18 protein-coding genes are annotated in these 16,984 nt (G+C 66.7%); 6 read left to right on the top strand and 12 right to left on the bottom strand.

What is annotated here, in order from left to right:
- A complete protein-coding gene (locus BFF94_RS13000) occupies window positions 1-1,095 on the bottom strand; it encodes a polyamine ABC transporter substrate-binding protein (protein ID WP_128845800.1) in 1,095 nt (364 codons plus the stop codon).
- 394 nt (window positions 1,096-1,489) lie between these two features.
- Here BFF94_RS13000 and BFF94_RS12995 point away from each other — a divergent pair, with 394 nt between their 5' ends.
- Entirely contained in the window at window positions 1,490-1,693 is a 204-nt protein-coding gene (locus tag BFF94_RS12995; RefSeq protein WP_128845803.1) for a DUF1289 domain-containing protein, read from the top strand.
- A 75-nt stretch (window positions 1,694-1,768) separates the two neighbouring features.
- Here the strand turns inward: BFF94_RS12995 and BFF94_RS12990 are convergent, their stop codons facing one another.
- From BFF94_RS12990 to BFF94_RS12980, 3 genes are all read right to left on the bottom strand, one after another.
- Window positions 1,769-2,410, bottom strand: a complete 642-nt coding sequence (locus BFF94_RS12990; protein ID WP_128845806.1) for an OmpW/AlkL family protein — start codon at window positions 2,408-2,410, stop codon at window positions 1,769-1,771.
- Window positions 2,411-2,475: 65 nt separating this feature from the next.
- Window positions 2,476-3,666 (bottom strand): NAD(P)H-dependent flavin oxidoreductase, encoded by a 1,191-nt coding sequence (locus BFF94_RS12985; protein WP_128845808.1) that lies wholly within the window; start codon window positions 3,664-3,666, stop codon window positions 2,476-2,478.
- A gap of 122 nt (window positions 3,667-3,788) precedes the next feature.
- A complete protein-coding gene (locus BFF94_RS12980; RefSeq protein ID WP_219139419.1) occupies window positions 3,789-5,225 on the bottom strand; it encodes an aldehyde dehydrogenase family protein in 1,437 nt (478 codons plus the stop codon).
- Between the two features lie 268 nt (window positions 5,226-5,493).
- On the opposite strand from BFF94_RS12980, the gene BFF94_RS12975 reads away from it, so the two are divergent.
- On the top strand, window positions 5,494-5,859 hold the full coding sequence (locus BFF94_RS12975) for a hypothetical protein (protein WP_128845811.1): 366 nt from the start codon (window positions 5,494-5,496) through the stop codon (window positions 5,857-5,859).
- A gap of 151 nt (window positions 5,860-6,010) precedes the next feature.
- On the opposite strand, the gene BFF94_RS12970 is transcribed toward BFF94_RS12975, so the two are convergent.
- Window positions 6,011-6,493, bottom strand: coding sequence for a YjjA family protein (locus BFF94_RS12970; RefSeq protein ID WP_128845814.1), 483 nt, complete (start codon window positions 6,491-6,493; stop codon window positions 6,011-6,013).
- Window positions 6,494-6,762: 269 nt separating this feature from the next.
- On the opposite strand from BFF94_RS12970, the gene BFF94_RS12965 reads away from it, so the two are divergent.
- On the top strand, window positions 6,763-7,299 hold the full coding sequence (locus BFF94_RS12965; RefSeq protein ID WP_128845851.1) for a hypothetical protein: 537 nt from the start codon (window positions 6,763-6,765) through the stop codon (window positions 7,297-7,299).
- 106 nt (window positions 7,300-7,405) lie between these two features.
- Window positions 7,406-7,981, top strand: a complete 576-nt coding sequence (locus BFF94_RS12960; protein ID WP_219139418.1) for a polysaccharide deacetylase family protein — start codon at window positions 7,406-7,408, stop codon at window positions 7,979-7,981.
- A 12-nt stretch (window positions 7,982-7,993) separates the two neighbouring features.
- Here BFF94_RS12960 and BFF94_RS12955 read toward each other — a convergent pair whose 3' ends face one another.
- Entirely contained in the window at window positions 7,994-8,959 is a 966-nt protein-coding gene (locus BFF94_RS12955) for a phosphotransferase (RefSeq protein ID WP_128845819.1), read from the bottom strand.
- A gap of 25 nt (window positions 8,960-8,984) precedes the next feature.
- Here BFF94_RS12955 and BFF94_RS12950 point away from each other — a divergent pair, with 25 nt between their 5' ends.
- Entirely contained in the window at window positions 8,985-9,674 is a 690-nt protein-coding gene (locus tag BFF94_RS12950) for a cephalosporin hydroxylase family protein (RefSeq protein ID WP_128845822.1), read from the top strand.
- Here BFF94_RS12950 and BFF94_RS12945 read toward each other — a convergent pair.
- The 6 genes from BFF94_RS12945 to BFF94_RS12920 form a co-directional block, all read right to left on the bottom strand.
- Window positions 9,631-10,836, bottom strand: coding sequence for a glycosyltransferase (locus BFF94_RS12945; RefSeq protein WP_128845824.1), 1,206 nt, complete (start codon window positions 10,834-10,836; stop codon window positions 9,631-9,633). The genes BFF94_RS12950 and BFF94_RS12945 overlap by 44 nt on opposite strands.
- Before the next feature lie 7 nt (window positions 10,837-10,843).
- The gene (locus tag BFF94_RS12940; RefSeq protein ID WP_128845827.1) at window positions 10,844-11,905 is read right to left on the bottom strand and encodes an asparagine synthase-related protein; all 1,062 of its coding nucleotides are present in this window, start codon (window positions 11,903-11,905) and stop codon (window positions 10,844-10,846) included.
- Window positions 11,902-12,780, bottom strand: coding sequence for a radical SAM protein (locus BFF94_RS12935; RefSeq protein WP_128845830.1), 879 nt, complete (start codon window positions 12,778-12,780; stop codon window positions 11,902-11,904). Before BFF94_RS12935 ends, BFF94_RS12940 begins: the two co-directional genes overlap by 4 nt.
- Before the next feature lies 1 nt (window position 12,781).
- The gene (locus BFF94_RS12930) at window positions 12,782-13,774 is read right to left on the bottom strand and encodes a phosphotransferase enzyme family protein (RefSeq protein WP_128845833.1); all 993 of its coding nucleotides are present in this window, start codon (window positions 13,772-13,774) and stop codon (window positions 12,782-12,784) included.
- The gene (locus BFF94_RS12925) at window positions 13,775-14,524 is read right to left on the bottom strand and encodes an FkbM family methyltransferase (RefSeq protein ID WP_128845836.1); all 750 of its coding nucleotides are present in this window, start codon (window positions 14,522-14,524) and stop codon (window positions 13,775-13,777) included.
- Window positions 14,525-14,768: 244 nt separating this feature from the next.
- A complete protein-coding gene (locus BFF94_RS12920) occupies window positions 14,769-16,361 on the bottom strand; it encodes an ABC-F family ATPase (protein ID WP_128845839.1) in 1,593 nt (530 codons plus the stop codon).
- Between the two features lie 169 nt (window positions 16,362-16,530).
- On the opposite strand from BFF94_RS12920, the gene BFF94_RS12915 reads away from it, so the two are divergent.
- Window positions 16,531-16,983 (top strand): lipocalin-like domain-containing protein, encoded by a 453-nt coding sequence (locus BFF94_RS12915; RefSeq protein WP_128845842.1) that lies wholly within the window; start codon window positions 16,531-16,533, stop codon window positions 16,981-16,983.
- Window position 16,984: the final 1 nt, after the last annotated feature.

Genomic DNA, 16,984 nt, shown 5'->3' with positions numbered 1-16,984 from the left:
TCAGCGGCCCGACTTCAGCTCGGTCCACAGACGCGTCTGCAGGCGCTGGATTTCAGGCGGCAGCGGCTTGAGCAGGAACAGCGTCTTCACGACGTCGGCCGGCGGGTAGACGGCCGGATCGTTCGCGACGTCGGGCCGCACGTACTTGCGTGCCTCGGCGTTGGCGCTCGGGTAGTACACCGCGTTCGTGATCGCCGCGTGCACCTTCGGATCCTCGATGTAGTTGATCCACTGCAGCGCGGCATCCTTGTTCTTCGCGTCCTTCGGGATCGCCATCACGTCGAACCAGACCGGCGCGCCGCCCTTCGGGATGTAGTACTCGATCTTGTAGGCCTTCTTCGCTTCGATCGCGCGATGCTTCGCGATCACGACGTCGCCCGACCAGCCGAACGCGAAGCAGATGTCGCCGCCGACCAGGTCGTTGATGTAGCCCGACGAGTTGAATTGCGTGATGTACGGGCGGATCTTCTTCAGCACTTCCATCGCGGCCTTGTAGTCGGCCGGATTCGTGCTCATCGGATCCTTGCCGATGTAGTGCAGCGCCGCCGCGAACATCTGGTCGGGTGCGTCGAGCACCGACACGCCGCAGGTCTTCAGCTTCGACAGGTTTTCCGGCTTGAACAGGATGTCCCAGTTGTCGAGCGGCACCTTGCCGAGCGCCTGCTGCGCCTTCGTCAGGTTGTACGCGAGACCCGTCGTGCCGTACGCCCAGGGCACCGAGAACTTGTTGCCCGGGTCCGCGCCGGCGACGAGCGCCATCAGCTGCGGATCGAGGTACTTGAGGTTCGGGAGCTTCGACTTGTCGAGCGGCGCGAAGATGCCGGCGGCGATCTGCTTGCCCGCGTAGTTGCTGGTCGGCACGACGATGTCGTAGCCCGAGCTGCCCGTCAGCAGCTTCGCCTGCAGCGTGTCGTCGCTGTCGTAGTTGTCGTAGCGGACCTTGACGCCCGCCTGCTTCTCGAAGTTCGGGATCGTGTCCTTCGCAATGTAGTCCGACCAGTTATAGACATTGAGCTGCGTATCCTTCGCCGCTGCCGCCGATGCACCCACGCACAGCGCGAGCGCTGCGAACCGGCCCACTACCTTTGCTTTCATCCCGTTCTCCCTCCGGCCGGACGCGTTGCCCGGCTGCCGTCTGCCTCGTCATGGCGGCGCATTCTGGTGCTCCGCCCCTCGAAAACCCCGAAAACTACCATCATTCGCGCCCCGTCACAAAAAAATCATGCCGGTGTCGCGCAAACGGAACAGATTCCCGCCGACGGCCAGTCAGGCCGCCCGTGCGACGGGGTGTTCCGAGGGAATTCTATCGGGTAATCGGCGGCTGTCCACCGGGAAAAACAGGCGGCGGCGAAACCGCGTTCGCGTGCCGGACACACCGCCGTACCGTCACGACCCCGCACCGGCACGGCATGCCGGCGGCCTCCGTCCGACCGGCGGGCCGCGATGCATTAAAATGGCGGCTGACGATTCAACTGCGCGAACCCTTTCGATGGCCTCCAATCTCCACGACCTGCCCGACAGCCCCTGCATCGGCGTGTGCTCGACCCTCTTCGACGAAGTCTGCAAGGGCTGCGGCCGCACGGCCACCGAAGTGTCGAACTGGGTGTTCCTGAGCGACGACGAAAAGCGCGCGGTGTGGGAGCGCATCACGCGCGAAGGCACGGCGATGCGCTTCCAGTACGACAAGCTGTAAATCCGTCGCGCAAAAAAAAAGCGGCATGCCGACCGCCATGCCGCCAACCCCAACTCTGTTCTTTTCCCGCCGCGTCTAGAACTTCATCCCGACGCCCACGCCGACGATCAGCGGATCGATGTGCAGCGTGCCGATGCCCTTGTCGCCGAGCGTCGCATCGGTGCTCATCCAGATCTTCTTCACGTCGACGTTCATGAACACCTTCTTCGTCACCTGCACGTCCACGCCGAACTGCAGCGCAGGGCCGAAGCTGCTCTTGTTGATCGATACGCCCTGCCCGCCGACGTTGAGCCCGTTGTTGTAGAAGTACGTGTAGTTCAACCCCGCGCCGACGTACGGACGCACCTTGCCGGCATGGTTGAAGTGATACTGCAGCAGCAGCGTCGGCGGCAGCACGCCCACGCCGCCGAGATTGCCGAGGCTCGACGTCAGTTGATGCCGCGACGTGCCGAGGATCAGCTCGACGCCGAGGTAATCGCGGATCATGTACGTGAAGTCGAGCTCGGGCACGATCGCGTTGTTCACGCCGACGTTGAGCGCGCCGAGCGTGTCGCTCGCGCGCTCGTTCGGCTGGATGCTGATCGCGCGAAGCCGAACCAGTACGTCACCCTGGTTGATGCCGTCGCCCGGTGAGGCCGCGTGCGACAGCGAAGGCATCGCGACGAGGCTTGCCGCGACGGCGGCAACGGTGACACAAGTTTGAATCGTTTTATGCATGCTACGGACCCCCAAAGAATGGTTTCCATTCTCCCAGCAGGGTCTTTTCGGCATCTTGATATCCGTCAAGCCAGCGTAAACGTGGGGCGGTTTGTCGCAGGCTCCGTCGCACTGCCCGTCAGCAGCAGGTCGAGCAAATCGCGCACGCTGCGGATCGCACGGCCGAACGGCAGCGCTTCGCGGCCGCGAAAGAACAGCCCGTTCGCAACGTCGCCGCGCAGCGCGGCCGCCAGCCGCGTGTCGATGCAGAAATGGCCGAACTTCTCGATGCCGTCGCGCAAGCCGCATACGCTCAGGCATTCGAGCGCCGTCGGGCAGCGCTGCTTGAACGCACCGAGCTTGGCGCGGATGCGCGTCTCGTTGCGCAGGTAACGATCGAGCCAAGGCGTTTTCACCGCGCGCGCGGGCAGCCCCGTCACGCTGACGAACTCGACGATGTCGTCGGGCGTCGCGTCGGCCAGCACGCGCTTGAAGTGCGGATGCGCGTCGCCTTCTTCCGTCACCGCGAACGGCGTCCCGACCTGCACGCCGTTCGCGCCGGCCGCGAACGCCGCGCGCACCGTGTCGTGACTGTTGATCCCGCCCGCAACGATCAGCGGGACGGTCTCGCGCGCGAGGCCGAGCGTCGCCATCACCTGGGCGGTCTCGTCGAGCACGCGTGCGAAATCGAAACGATGGTCGTGCATGTCGTCGATCTGCGTGACGCCGAGGTGGCCGCCCGCATGCGCCGGATGCTCGATCACGATCGCGTCGGGCAAGCGCCCCTTCTTCATCCACTTCTTCAGCACGAGCGCGATCCCGCGGCTGTCCGACAGGATCGGGATCAGCGCGATGTCGTGGCCTTGCGTGAGATCGGGCAGATCGAGCGGCAGGCCCGCGCCCATCACGATCGCATCGGCGCCCTCGTCGCACGCGACACGCACGTAGTCCGCATGCGCGCTCACCGCCTTCATCACGTTGACCGCGATCATCCCGCGCCCTTCGCTGTAGGTCTTCGCGAGACGGATCTCGCGTGCGAGCGCGTCGAGGTTCGCGGCCTCGAGCGTGGCGCGATCGGGCTGCGCGCGGCAACGCGCGAGCAGGTCCGCATGATGGTGACGCAGATCGATGCTCGCGATCGTGCCGACCGCGCCTTCGCGCGCGACGCTGCCCGCGAGCCGGTGCGCGGAGATGCCGACGCCCATGCCGCCCTGCACGACAGGCAGCAAGGTGCGGCCGCGAATCGTCAGCGGCGGAAAGGAAGTGCGTACGGTCATCTGAAACCTCGTCGGAACATCGGAACCGCGATGATCGACGATCCACAGACGCGCACCTTGACGGCCGTCAATAAAAAACGGCACGCGAGCGTGCCGTTTCCGGTTCATGCAGCGAGAAGCGCTCAGGCCGGCTTGACTGGCCTCAACTGCATCGACTTGTACTCGAGATACTCTTCGAGCCCGTACACGCCGTTCTCGCGGCCGTGCCCCGACTGCTTGAAGCCGCCGAACGGCGCGGCACCGTTCCACGTGCCGCCGTTGATGTCGACCTGCCCCGTGCGGATGCGGCGCGCGACGCCCATCGCGCGTTCGTCGCTGCCGGCCCACACCGCGCCGCCGAGCCCGTACGGCGAATCGTTCGCGATCCGCACGGCCTCGTCTTCGTCGCGATACGTGATGATCGACAGCACCGGCCCGAAGATCTCTTCCTGCGCGATCGTCGATTTCGGATCGACGCGGCCGAACACGGTCGGCTTCACGAAGAAGCCCTTCGCGAGCCCTTCCGGCAAACCGGTGCCGCCCGTCACCAGTTCCGCGCCTTCGTCGATTCCGCGCTGGATATACGCCTGCACGCGCTGCTGCTGCGCGGCGGACGCAAGCGCGCCGAGGCGCGTCGCATCCTGCCGCGGGTCGCCCGCGACGTACGTTTCGGCTGCCGCCTTCGCGATCGCGCGCGCCTCGTCGTAACGCGCTTCCGGCACCAGCATGCGCGTATGCGCCGAGCAGGTCTGCCCCGCGTTCAGGTAGCACGCGTTGACCGTGCCCTTCACCGCCGTCGCGAAATCGGCGTCGTCGAGGATCAGCGACGCCGACTTGCCGCCCAGTTCAAGCGCGACGCGCTTGACGCCCGCGGCCGCCAGCTCGGCCACGCGCTTGCCGGCGCGCGTCGAGCCCGTGAACGACACCATGTCGACCTCCGGATCGGTAGCCAGCACCTCGCCGACGACCGGACCGTAGCCGCACACGAGGTTGAACACGCCGGCAGGCAGGCCGGCTTCGTGAATCGCTTCGGCAAGCATGAACGCGTTGAGCGGCGCGACTTCGGACGGCTTCAGGACGACCGTGCAGCCGGCCGCGAGCGCCGGCGCGACCTTCAGCGTGACCTGGTTGAGCGGGTAGTTCCACGGCGTGATCGCCGCAACGACGCCGACCGGCTCGCGCACCACGAGCGAGTTGCCGACCTGCGCCTCGAATTCGAACGACTCGGCGAGCTTCGCGTACGCCTTCCAGTTATAGATCGGACCGCCGACCTGGATCGCGCGCGACAGCTTGATCGGCATCCCGACTTCGCCGGTGATCGACTGCGCGAGTTCCTCGCTGCGCGCCTGCAGATGCTCGACGATCTTGCGCAGGTAGCCCGCACGCGTCACGGCCGGCGTGGCCGCCCACGCGTCGAAGGCCGCGCGCGCCGCACGGATCGCCGCCTGCGCGTCGGACGCGACGCCCTCCGGAATCCGGCCGATCACGGCCTCGGTGCCCGAGTCAATCACGTCGATCGTGCCGGTTCCGGCCGGTTTGCGCCATGCGCCGTCGATGTAGAACTGGTCGTAGATTTTCATCGTTTTGCGCCTCCAGGGAAGCCGACATTCTAGCGAGCGTTTCAGTCATCTGGCGTGACGATTGACAGCCATTCGAAAGGACCCGGGCGCTATCGCGCCCTTGCTCCGCCGCCGGTTACGCATGCCGTCACGGCATTCGCGTAACCGCCGCCGCGTCAGCATCCGCCCGGGTGCGCGGCCGGGCTCGCATCGTGCTATGTTTTTATTATCGGCGCCGGCCCATTGCAACCGGCGCCGCCCGGAATCGACGCATTTCGTGAGCGCTGCCATGACCGACGCACCCCATACCCTCGGCTCGCAAGACCGCCTGGAGCTGCTTTGCTGGCTCACCTGCGGCAATCTCGGTGCGTTTTACCTCAACGAATCGTGGCCGGACGCCACGTTCCAGGTCCAGGCCGCGCACCGCTGGCTCGACCGCCATCACCGCCAGGCCGACTGGCTCGCGGTCGCCAGGCTCGCGGCGCTCGCGCAGGACATCGCGAAGCGGCACGCCGGGTTCGTCGACGCGTCGTGGGCGCGCGACGCGGTCGAGGAAATCGTCGACACCGACGATCTCGACTATCGGGCGAAACTCGTGCAATGGGTGTACGAAGACTGCTGCAAGGCACTCGCGGACAAGCGCCTGGCCGATTGAGCCGCATCTCGAGCCGTGTGCGCGCAGGCGGCATAACCGCTATGCGCGACGGTCTTTTCGTCGCTGCGGACGTAGCAGCCGGAATGGCTGGCGGGGTACGGTGCGCGGGCACCGCCCCCTGCGCCGGCGCGCGCGATGCGCGCCGTGGCGCTTACAACAGCGACTTCGCCTGCGTCAGCACCTTGTCGCAGATCTGCTTGGTCACCTGCTGCTTCAGGCCGCCGCCGCTCAGGTCGAGCTTGCTGCCGTTGCCGGCGTCGAGGATCCCGCTCGCGCCGCTGGTGTAGCTGCTGTCGGACGACGCATTGCCGCCGAGTTTGCCCATCAGCGCGTCCTTCACCGACGACGCGCCGCCGCCGGACGCCCCGCCGAGATAGTTGTTCTGGATGCAGAACTGCAGCAGGCCCGCGACGTTGCCGGTACTGCCCGGCATCAGCGACGAACCGCCGCCGCCCGTCAGTGCGCCGCCGAGGCCGCCAAGGTTGCCGAGCGCACCGCCCGCGCTGTCGCCCGAATCGCCACCACCGCCGACCTGCTTCAGGACGTCGCCAAGCTGTGCATGGGCCACCGAAAACGGTGCGAGCAATCCGATCAGCGCGCCGGCAACGGTCGCGCGGTATAGACGTGCATTCATGTGAAGCCTCCCGGTTGTGCCTGAGTGAGTACCGCGAATCGAATCCAAGGATACTCAATCGACCGGTACATGACAGCCTTGGTGCGCCGCCTGAAACGTCAGGCATCGTGATATCGCCGCGATTTGACAATGCTTGACGGCGTGCCATGTCCGGCATGGCCGGTTCGACCTGCAATCGGATACGCCCACTCGCGAAGCGTCATAGAATCGTCGTCGCCGGCCATGCGGACCCGCCGCCCGATCTCCCCCCGAACATGAAAAACACTCACATGGCGCTCGCCTGTCGATTCCTGTTGATCGCGAGCGCGTCGGCCGCGCTGATCGCCGGTTCCGGCGTCGCCCGAGCGGCGCCCGCAGCATGCCCGTCGCCTTCGTTCGACCGCTATCCGGCACCCGCCGCAAGCGCGCCGCGCAAGCCGGCCGCATCGCCCCGGCTGGCCGGCAAGGAAGCGCGCCTCTACCGCACCGTCATTCGCGACGAATTCACGCAACCGGCCAATTTTGCCGGCCACTATCGCGTCGCGATCTGGGGTTGCGGAACGGATTGCCGGAATTTCGCGATCGTCGACAAATACACGGGCGCGACGTACACGATGCCCGGCGTGAAGGCCATCTCGGGCGTGATGGGCAACGACGACGAGCGCGTCGATTTTCGCGCCGGCAGTGCGCTGCTGATCGTCGCGGGCTGCCTCAACGACGATTGCGACGACAACAACGCGAAGGCGGCCCGGTTCTTCTACGAATGGACCGGCACGCGGCTGCATCCGCTCGGCACCTGTCCGCTGGCCATCGAGCCGCTCCAGTAGCCGGTCCGATAGCCTGCCCGATAACCGGCCCGATCGATGCGCCGGCCGCTGCCCGGCGCGACTTGCGCTATCGTTCCGGTACTCCTTCACGGCGCGCCCAACCGCGATGTCAATCCACTTCAGTTTCGACGACGGCCCCGGCCCGTCGACGCCCTCCTTGCTCGACGTCCTGCACGCCGCGTCGTGCCAAGCGACCTTCTTCCTGCTCGGCAAGAACCTGGCGGGCGCGCTCGACGTCGCGGCGAGAATGGCGCGCGACGGCCACCGGCTCGGCAATCACACCCATTCGCACGCGAGGCCGGGCACGCTGGCGGACGACGCGCTGATCGACGAGATCGATGCAACCGACGCGCTGATTCGCGACGCCTATCGCGCAGCCGGCATTCCCGCGCCGGACGCGATCCCGCTGCGCCTTCCGTACGGGCTGATGCCGCAGGACAATCGCGCCGCCGTGCTTGCGCGCCTGCAGCGCGAACATACGGGCTGGACCGCGATACTGGACGACTGGCAGCGGCCCGCGCCGTCGCCGCAGGCGCTGTTCGACGCGATGTGCGCGCATGCCGACGCCGGCGCGGCGCGGCATCGCGACGTGCTGTTCTGCATGCACGACGGATCGCGGCGCGGCGAAGCGCGGCCCAACACGGTCGAAGCCGTGCGCCTGTTCCTGAACCGGAAGCACTGACGCAACGGCCGCCTAGCCGCCGGGCGCCGCACTGTCCAGCAACTGCCGCCAGCCACCGAGAAAGCCGATGCCGGGCCCCGGCATCCACAGGCCGCGCTGCGCGGCTTCGAGATGGATCAACGTCTGGTCCGCGCAGAACAGGCCCGTCAGCGCTTCGCGGTGCTCGCGCATCCAGCCCGGCGCGGCATCGCGCCGCGTCGCTGCATACGCGTGCAGGCCGGCTTCCCATCGCCGCGCATCGAATACGAAGCGATCGTCCCTGCCCGCATCGCGCGACAGCGCGAACAGCGCAAAGGCCGCCTCGAGCCACTGCGCGCCCTGCCCGACATCGTCGAAATCCAGCACGCCGCTCACCGCGCTGCCTACATAAAGCAGGTTGCCCGCGTGATAGTCGCCGTGCAGCCAATGCACCGGCCCCGTCAGCCAGCGTGCGGCGGCGTCGAGATGCGCGCCGATCCGCCGGATCATCGTCTCGTAGCGACTGTTCAAGTCGCCCGGCAACGACGGCATCGCACGTGCCGACACGCGCGCATGACGTGCCGACAGCCACGTCAGCGGCGCCGATTCGCTCACGGGTATCGCCGCCAGTGCCGCATGCAGATGCGCCAGCGTACGCATCGCATCGATCGCGCCCGCCTGCGCATCGCCGGGCAGGCCGGGATTGCCGTCGATATGCTCGAACAGGTGCAGCCAGCTTCCATCGGGGGCCTGCACACCGGACTGCGCGTCGACGGTTGGCCGCAGCCGCGGCAGCGCGGGCAGCATCGGCGCCGTGCGCGAATGGCCGAGACGCCCAAGTATCGACGCCTCGCGATGCACCTGCCCGACCGGCTTGCCGGACCACGACACGCGCAGCACCGCGCGTCCCGCATCGCACTCGACGAGATACGTTTTGTTAGTATGGCCCGATGCCAGCGCCTGCAGGCGCGCCGGCGCGATGTTCCAGTACCGGTGAAGCCACGGTTCCAGCGTTTTCACGTCACTCCTACTCGTTGCATTGACCATGTCAGAGCGTCCTTCGGCCCGCATGCGGGACATCAACATCGAATGGCTGACGCGAGCCGCCGAATTCGACCATCTGTTCCAGACGCGCTGGCTCGGCGAGCGCTTCTTCCATCTGCCCGGCGACATGCTCGCGCTCCAGGAACTGATCTGGCGCGAGCGCCCCGACTGCATCGTGCAGACCGGCATCGCGGCGGGCGGCGGCGTCGTGTTCTCCGCGTCGATGCTGGAATTGACGGGTGGCCACGGCCGCGTCGTTGCGATCGAACCGCGCCTGCGCGACGAGGTCAGGCAGCGCCTGCAATCGCACCGGCTCGCCCATCGCATGGTGTTGATCGAGGGCGAATCGTGCGCGGCCGGCACGCTCGCGTCGGTGCGCGCGCAGATCGACGACGGCGCGCGCGTGATGGCGATCCTCGATCTCACGCATACGCACGCGCACGTGCTGCGCGAACTCGAATGCTATGCGGCACTGGTGACGCCCGGCAGCTACGCGATCGTGATGGACACCATCATGGAGTACCTGCCCGAGTCGATGTTCGACGGCAAGCCGTACGGCAAAGGCAACAATCCGGCCACGGCCGTGCGTGAATTTCTCGCCCGCGACGACCGGTTCGAGGTCGACGAGGATATCGAAGACCGCGTGCTCATGACGCTGTCGCCAGGCGGCTTCCTGAAGCGAGTGCGCTGATCAGGCGGGCCGCCTGCGCCGAGCCGTCGCGCGCGTAGCTCGCGCGGATCCGCGCCGCCTGCTCGCGCAACGAACCGGGACGCAACAGGCGTTCGAGCGCGTCGGCAATGTCCGCCACGCCGGCTTGCTGCAGATCCAGCACGCATCCCGCGCCGGCCCGCTCGACGAAGTGCGCCGAATGGAACTGGTCGTTGCAGAACGGCGACAGCAGCATCGGCACGCCGCACGCGAGCGACTCCATCACCGAATTCGCGCCGCCGTGGCTGACGAACGCGTGCGTGCGCCGCAGCAGCGCCAGTTGCGGCACATACCGCACCGCGACGACGCGCTCGTCGTCGGCCGGCAGCAGATCCGAATCGACCAGTTCGCCCACCGACAGCACCAGTTGCGCCGACGTCGCGCGCATCGCATCGACGACCTTCGCGAACAGATCGGGGTGGTAATAAAGCTGGCTGCCGAGCGACATGTAGACGAGCGGGCGATCCGCGTCGAGGCGCTCCCACGGGAACGGCGTCTCGTCGCCGCGCGGGCCGGACGGCAGCGCCGGGCCGACCAGTTCGACACCCGGCGGCGGCGTGCCGACCAGCGCGTCGGTCGTGAACGCGAGCGTCAGATGCGGCGACAGGATGTCGCAACCGCGAAAATGCGCGTCGAGCCCGTAGCGCGCGAACAGGCGCGTGCGTTCCGGCGCGAGCCATCGCACCGTACGCAGCAGTTCCGAATCGAGCTCGTCCGGCAGCACCGGATTCAGCGAATTGGACATCGCGACCCACGGCAGCCCTTCCAGCTCGGAGGCAATCGCCGCCGCATACAGCAGCGGATCGATCACGACCACGTCGGGCTGCCATTCGCGCAGCACCGCACGAATGCCGTCCACCTGCGCGGGCGCGAGGTCGATCAGCAGCGTGCGGATCCAGTGCCGCAGCCAGTCGGCGTCGCGGATGTTCGCGGCGAAGCTCGCGCCGCGCGACAGGTCGTGGCGTTCGGGCGTCTCGCGCGGCCCGACGAACGCGAAGTCGCCGGCACCGTCGAGTTGCGCGCTGATGTCGGCCGGCGCGTAGAACGCGACGTCGCAGCCGGCGGCACGCAGATGCTGGGCCGGGCCGATGCAGGGATTGACGTGACCTTTTTCGGGCACCACGCAGAACAGGATGCGTCTCATGAACGACTCAAGTTGGGCGATGCGCGGCATCGAAGTGATCGAGATGATCGAGGAGCAGCATAAGCGTCGTCCACAGCACGCGTTCGGTATCCGCCTGCAACGCGGGCGCGGCCAGACCGAGCGTGTCGGCCAGCGCACGCGTGCGGTCGCGATCGAGCAGCGCAGCGAGGTCCATCGCCGGCGCGAGCCGCCCGCGCTTGGGGCCGTGCACGAGACGCTCAGGCAGGTTCAGGCGTGCGCCGAGATCGCGCAGGCATTGCTTGTTCGGGTCGGGCGCGATGCTCGTCAGATGCGCGACGACGGCGGCGTCGACAAACGGCGGATGCAGCTCGACCGACGCCGCATCGAACAACGCATGGCACAGCGGCAGGTAGTTGGCCGACTGGTCGCGGCGCAGAACCTGGTCCGCGCCGTCGCCGGTGATGGCCAGCTCGATGCCGTCCGCGGCCATCTCCTCGGCCAGCAGCAGCTTGGCGACCGGATGCAGGTTGAACATCGGTTCCTCGACCGCATGGGTCGTTCTCGGCAGCGCCGCCACGAAATCGGCCTCGTTCGCGTGCACGATCTTCACCGTCGCCTGCATCTGCGCGGCCAGTTCGAGTGCGGCATCGCGTTCGCAATAGTCCGGCATGTCAGTCGCGAGGATGTAGGACGTCACGTGCCGCTGTGCGCCGAGTTCGCGCAGCAACGCGAGCAGCAGCGCCGAATCGAGCCCGCCGCTCAGCGCCAGTGCGACGCGTTTGCCGCTGTCGAGCGCGCGTTGCAGCGACGCGCGCAGCACGGTTTCCAGATCGGCATGCCGCGGCCGTTCGGGCGCCGGCTGCACCGCCAGCCCTTGCGCTGAACGGATTAGCGCATGGCCGGGCGGCACCGCGAGCACGTCGCGCAGCACCGTGCGGCTGACGGGGCGCTCACCGCTCAGGTAGCCCGCGATGGCGGCCGTGTCCGGCGCGCCGGCCGGTTGCCCCGACGCATGCAGTACGGCCCGGATGCCGGACGCCGACACGCCGCTGCGCGGATGGTAGTGCAGACGATCGAAACCGAACAGGTCGCGCGTGCCGACGATCATGGATAACGAGCCTTCAAGGTGTCCACTTCAATGCGTTTCAGGATGCGATGCGGCGCCACCGGCGCGCTGCCGCCCTGGCAATGCAGGCATGCTTCGAGCGGCGCCTCGCGTTGCAGATAGGCGAGCATCGCGTCGAGCATGCCCGCGTCGTCGCGCAGCGGCAGGCCATCGGACCGGAAATCCTTCTCGCCCTTGTAGAGCGTATGGAAATGCGCCGGACGCGTGCACGTGTAGAACATGCCGTCGCGAATCATATGGCAGCGCTCGCGGATCCAGCAATCGTGGTAGAGGCGTTGCGCGTCGTCGCGGTCCGTGCCGGGCTGCGCGCGATTCATCGTCGTGAACACGTCCTGCACCTTCCAGTTCAGGCGCACGTCGAAGCGCGCGGCCTGGTGCTCGACATGCGCGACCAGATCGCGCGATAGCGACGGCTTCGGATAGCGCGAGATCGTCAGCGCATCCACCGCTTGCCAGAACGCGTCCGGCATCTCGCCGAGCTTCAGGCCGTTCGTCGTGACGGAGATCACCGGTGCGATGCCCGTGCTGCGCACGCGTTCGATGAGTTCGACGAGCGCCGGATGCAGCAGCGGTTCGCCGCCGACCAGCTTGAACATGCGCGGGCTCAGCACCTTCGCGGCCTTGCGCAGATCGGCTTCGATCGATTCGGGGCTCGCATGCCACTCGGGCAGCAGCGGCGACAGCGAGCAGCATTCCGCGCAGGTCAGGTTGCAGTGATCGACGATATGCGCTTCCAGCGAGCGCGTCCGCACACGCCCGCCCTCGACGCGGTAATCGCGATCCAGCGGCGGCGGAAAGACATGCTGCCGCTCGCCGGACGGCGTCGGATTCGGGATCTTGTTCGGATTCGCATTCACTTCAGTTTCCTGCTTCCACGCAACGGGAAAAGAAATCGACGAGACGGCCGCGCGCATCCACCATCGCCGACGCCATCGTCACCGCACCGTTCAGGTGTGCGGCAAAGCGCGACGGATCGTCGAGCCAGCCTTGCACGATCCAGAGCTTGAGCGCGTGCTGCAGACACGCGGCATCGACCGCCCATGCGATGCGCGCGGGATCCACCGGCCGGACCCGTCGATACGCGCGCACGAAGGCTTCAGCCAGGTGCGGCGCCTCCAGCGGCAGATGATTCAGGCAACGCACCAGCTCGTATTCGCGCGGCGCGCCGATCGCCGCTTCCCAGTCGAGGATCAGCGGTGGCGGCGTGCCCGTGAACAGATAGTTGAACTGGTTGTAGTCGTTGTGGATCGGGTGCTGCGGATCGGCGGCGGGAAACGCGTCGATGCTGCCCGGATAGTAGCGGTCGAGCATGCGCAGCGCGAGATCGACATAGCGGCGCAGGTTCGCGGCACCGTCGTTCGAGCGTGCGCGATCCAGTGCGTCGAGCAGGCTGCGGCGCACTGCGTCCGCATCGATCGCGGACAGCCGCGCGCGGATCGTGTCGAGCGACGGCAGATGCAGCCGCTCGAGGCTCAGGTGCAATGCAGCCAGGCTCGCGCCGAGCGCATCCCATTCGGCCGGAGAAAACGTATCGTAGGTTCTGAACTGCCCGGCTTCCCAGCGCGTCAGCATCGCGTGCGCGCCCGGGCCCGTCCACAGCGGTGCGCCGGCCGTCGTGCGTTTCAGCGTCTGCACGCGAAAGCGCGCATCGCCGTCTGTGTCGAAATGCGCGAGAACGGCGGCTTCCTTGGCCGCGCGCGCATGATGATCGAGCGCATAGAGCTTGACCGCCACGCCGCCGTCATCGGTCGGCAGATGCCACACGCGTTCGCCGACCTGGCGCGGCGGCCCGTTCTGGACGAGTGCATAGGCAGCGCGGATCTCGTCGAAGATGACGGCGGGCTGGTCCATTCAGATGTGCTCCGCCGGCCCGTGGCGATACGGATGACCGGTCAGGAACGTGTTGTGCCCGATGTAGCGCAGCTTGTACATCGCCGGCCGGAACAGCACCGACGGATCGTTGTTCGCGATGCCGAGCAGCGGGTACAGGTCCTGCCGTACGAAGAACGCGTTGTTGCCCATGTCGTCGCAGCAGACGAGTTCATAGCCCTTCTGCCTGCCGAGATGAACGAGCGATTCGAGGCTCGCGCCGTAGTAGGTCGAGCCATCCCATTCGTGGTCCGGATTGAAGCACATGACCCAGCGCTCGGGCGGCGTGTAGTACGGGTTGTATTCGATCACGACGATGCGCGGCTCGAATGCCTGCAGGCCGCGCCACACCCAGTAGTCGTTGCCGTCGATGTCGATCGACAGCAGGTCGAAGTCGGCCGGCGTGTTCGCATCGGCGAGCAGCTGGTCGACCGTGTCGGGCTGGACGCGGCCATGGTGCAGGCGGACACGGTCGGCGCCCGCGTAGTGGGCGGCCAGCTTGCCGAACCGGTACGCACTGCCCTCCACCAGCACGCCGGCCCAATCCTGTTCGCGCAGCAGCCGCGCGGTATTGCTGTTGCGCAGGCCGTCGCTCGCGCCGATATCGACGCAGAAGCGGTTGGCGGGCGCGATCCGCTCCATCAGCCGCGACAGGATGCCTTCCTCGGTGCCCTGCGCGTACAGGCTTTGCGCAAGGCCGGACAGGTCGAGCGGAAGAGGATGGTCCTGCATCGAGGGGCGGCTCCGGATCGAAATGGGGAATGATGAGTGGCGTTCGGTGGGTAATTTACCCGAAGTCGATTGACGGGAGGAAACTGGAATGCGTGACGGTGCCGGGCTGCGCCGCAAGCGGAAATGAAAAAGCCCGCATCGACAATGCTGTCGATGCGGGCCCGATGCGTTTCCGGCGGCTTCGCTCTTTATGTCCGGCTTCGTGTTGCCCGGCCGTGACACATGAGCAGAATCGTCAGCGCAATTACTCCTGCCCCTGGCTCGTCAGGAATTCCTCGTAATTGCCGCCGAAGTCGAACAACGTACCATCCGTGCGCACTTCGATGATCCGGTTCGCCAGCCCGCTCACGAACTCGCGGTCGTGCGACACGAAGATCAGCGTGCCTTCGAACTGCTCGAGCGCGATCTGCAGCGACTCGATCGATTCCATGTCCATGTGGTTGGTCGGCTCGTCCATCAGCAGCACGTTGTGGCGGCCGAGCATCAGCTTGCCCCAGATCATGCGGCCCTTCTCGCCGCCCGACAGCACCTTCACCGACTTCCTGATGTCGTCCGACGAGAACAGCAGGCGGCCGAGCGTGCCGCGCACCATCGTCTCGTCGTCACCGTCCTTGCGGTACTGGTCGATCCAGTCCATCAGCGTGATGTCGTTCGGGAACTCCTCGTACGTGTCCTGCGGCATGTAGCCGACATTCGCGTTCTCGGACCACTTCACCGTACCGTGCTCGAGCACGAGCGCGCCGAGCAGCGAACGCAGCAGCGTCGTCTTGCCTGCGCCGTTCTCGCCGATGATCGCGATACGCTCACCCGGCTGCACCGACAGGTTGAAGTTCTGGAAGATCGTGCGCTCGTACTTCTTCGTGATCTCTTCGGCGACCACCGCGACGTTGTGCAGCTTCTTCTCGAACTCGAAGCGGATGAACGGGTTCTGGCGCGACGACGGCTTGAATTCCTCGATCTTGATCTTGTCGATCTGCTTCGCGCGGCTCGTCGCCTGGCGGGCCTTCGACTTGTTCGCCGAAAAGCGGCGCACGAAGTCCTGCAGTTCGGCCACGCGTTCCTTCGCCCGCGTGTTCGCCGCGGCCTGGCGCTCGCGCGCCTGTGCCGATGCCAGCATGTAGTCGTCGTAGTTGCCCGGCCAGACCTTCAGCGTGCCGAAGTCCATGTCGGCCATGTGCGTGCATACCGAGTTCAGGAAGTGACGATCGTGCGAGATGATGATCATCGTCGAGTTGTACTCGTTGAGCGTTTGCTCAAGCCAACGGATCGAGTTGATGTCGAGGTTGTTGGTCGGCTCGTCGAGCAGCAGCACATCCGGCTTCGAGAACAGCGCCTGCGCGAGCAGCACGCGCAGCTTCCAGCCCGGCGCGACGTCGCTCATCGTGCCGCTGTGGAACTTCTCCTCGATGCCGATGCCGAGCAGCAGCGCGCCCGCGCGCGCCTCGGCGTCGTAGCCGCCGTATTCGGCGAACTTGCCCTCGAGCTCGGCCGCGTGCATGTAGTCGTCGTCGGTGGCTTCGGGGTTCGCGTAGATCGCGTCACGCTCGGTCATCGCGGCCCACATCTCGGTGTGGCCCATCATCACGACGTCGAGCACGCGCACGTCTTCATACGCGAACTGGTCCTGGCGCAGCTTGCCGAGACGGACGTTCGGCTCCAGCGCGACATTGCCGCCGCTCGGCTCGAGGTCGCCGCCGAGGATCTTCATGAACGTCGACTTGCCGCAGCCGTTCGCGCCGATCAGACCATAGCGGTTGCCCTCGCCGAATTTGACCGAGATATTCTCGAACAAGGGCTTCGGCCCGAATTGCATCGTGATGTTGGCAGTAGAAAGCACAGCAGGTCCCGTTAAGAGAGAAATCGACGGAAAACCGTGTATTTTAGCAGGTGTCGGAGAAACTGCCGACCACGCCGTTCCGGTCGCGCGTTCCGGGCCCCTGGCCCGCCGCCCGGCGGCCCGCCAACACGACGGCACGCGCCCCACCGCCGTCTTATCGGAATCCCGCATGCTCGCCAGCCAGCTTCGCGAACAACTCGTCGGCGCATGGCGCCTCGTGTCCTACGAAATCCGCCCGCGCGACGGCGGCACGGTCACCTATCCGCTCGGCCGCGACGTGCGCGGCTGGATCCTCTACACGCCGGACGGCTACATGTCCGCCCAGTTGATGGCCGCCGGTCGGCCGCCCTATGCGGACAGCAGCCTGCACGGCGGCACCGACGACGAGCGCGCGGCCGCCGCCCGTGGCTACATCGCCTATTCCGGCCCCTTTTGCGTCGCCGACGACGGCACGCTGACCCACGAAATGGACGTCAGCCTGTACCCGAACTGGATCGGCAACGTCCAGCAGCGCGCCGTCATGCTCGACGGCGATCGCCTCCAGCTCGGCACCGTCGCTCCGATGCGGATCGACGGCCGGGAAGTCGACGCCGTACTGCTCTGGGCGCGCGCGGGCCGCTGAC

The organism is Burkholderia catarinensis (assembly GCF_001883705.2).
GTDB classification, from domain to species: Bacteria; Pseudomonadota; Gammaproteobacteria; order Burkholderiales; family Burkholderiaceae; genus Burkholderia; species Burkholderia catarinensis.
Note: the sequence above shows the minus strand (reverse complement) of the source record. Positions and strands in the feature narration are given on the sequence as shown.

Coding starts and splice junctions, on each gene's coding strand:
- BFF94_RS12945 (WP_128845824.1), bottom strand. CDS start 10,836: ATGAGACGCATCCTGTTCTGCGTGGTGCCCGAAAAAGGTCACGTCAAT.
- BFF94_RS12915 (WP_128845842.1), top strand. CDS start 16,531: ATGCTCGCCAGCCAGCTTCGCGAACAACTCGTCGGCGCATGGCGCCTC.
- BFF94_RS13000 (WP_128845800.1), bottom strand. CDS start 1,095: ATGAAAGCAAAGGTAGTGGGCCGGTTCGCAGCGCTCGCGCTGTGCGTG.
- BFF94_RS12995 (WP_128845803.1), top strand. CDS start 1,490: ATGGCCTCCAATCTCCACGACCTGCCCGACAGCCCCTGCATCGGCGTG.
- BFF94_RS12985 (WP_128845808.1), bottom strand. CDS start 3,666: ATGACCGTACGCACTTCCTTTCCGCCGCTGACGATTCGCGGCCGCACC.
- BFF94_RS12925 (WP_128845836.1), bottom strand. CDS start 14,524: ATGCAGGACCATCCTCTTCCGCTCGACCTGTCCGGCCTTGCGCAAAGC.
- BFF94_RS12980 (WP_219139419.1), bottom strand. CDS start 5,225: ATGAAAATCTACGACCAGTTCTACATCGACGGCGCATGGCGCAAACCG.
- BFF94_RS12940 (WP_128845827.1), bottom strand. CDS start 11,905: ATGATCGTCGGCACGCGCGACCTGTTCGGTTTCGATCGTCTGCACTAC.
- BFF94_RS12975 (WP_128845811.1), top strand. CDS start 5,494: ATGACCGACGCACCCCATACCCTCGGCTCGCAAGACCGCCTGGAGCTG.
- BFF94_RS12990 (WP_128845806.1), bottom strand. CDS start 2,410: ATGCATAAAACGATTCAAACTTGTGTCACCGTTGCCGCCGTCGCGGCA.
- BFF94_RS12950 (WP_128845822.1), top strand. CDS start 8,985: ATGTCAGAGCGTCCTTCGGCCCGCATGCGGGACATCAACATCGAATGG.
- BFF94_RS12970 (WP_128845814.1), bottom strand. CDS start 6,493: ATGAATGCACGTCTATACCGCGCGACCGTTGCCGGCGCGCTGATCGGA.
- BFF94_RS12960 (WP_219139418.1), top strand. CDS start 7,406: ATGTCAATCCACTTCAGTTTCGACGACGGCCCCGGCCCGTCGACGCCC.
- BFF94_RS12930 (WP_128845833.1), bottom strand. CDS start 13,774: ATGGACCAGCCCGCCGTCATCTTCGACGAGATCCGCGCTGCCTATGCA.
- BFF94_RS12965 (WP_128845851.1), top strand. CDS start 6,763: ATGGCGCTCGCCTGTCGATTCCTGTTGATCGCGAGCGCGTCGGCCGCG.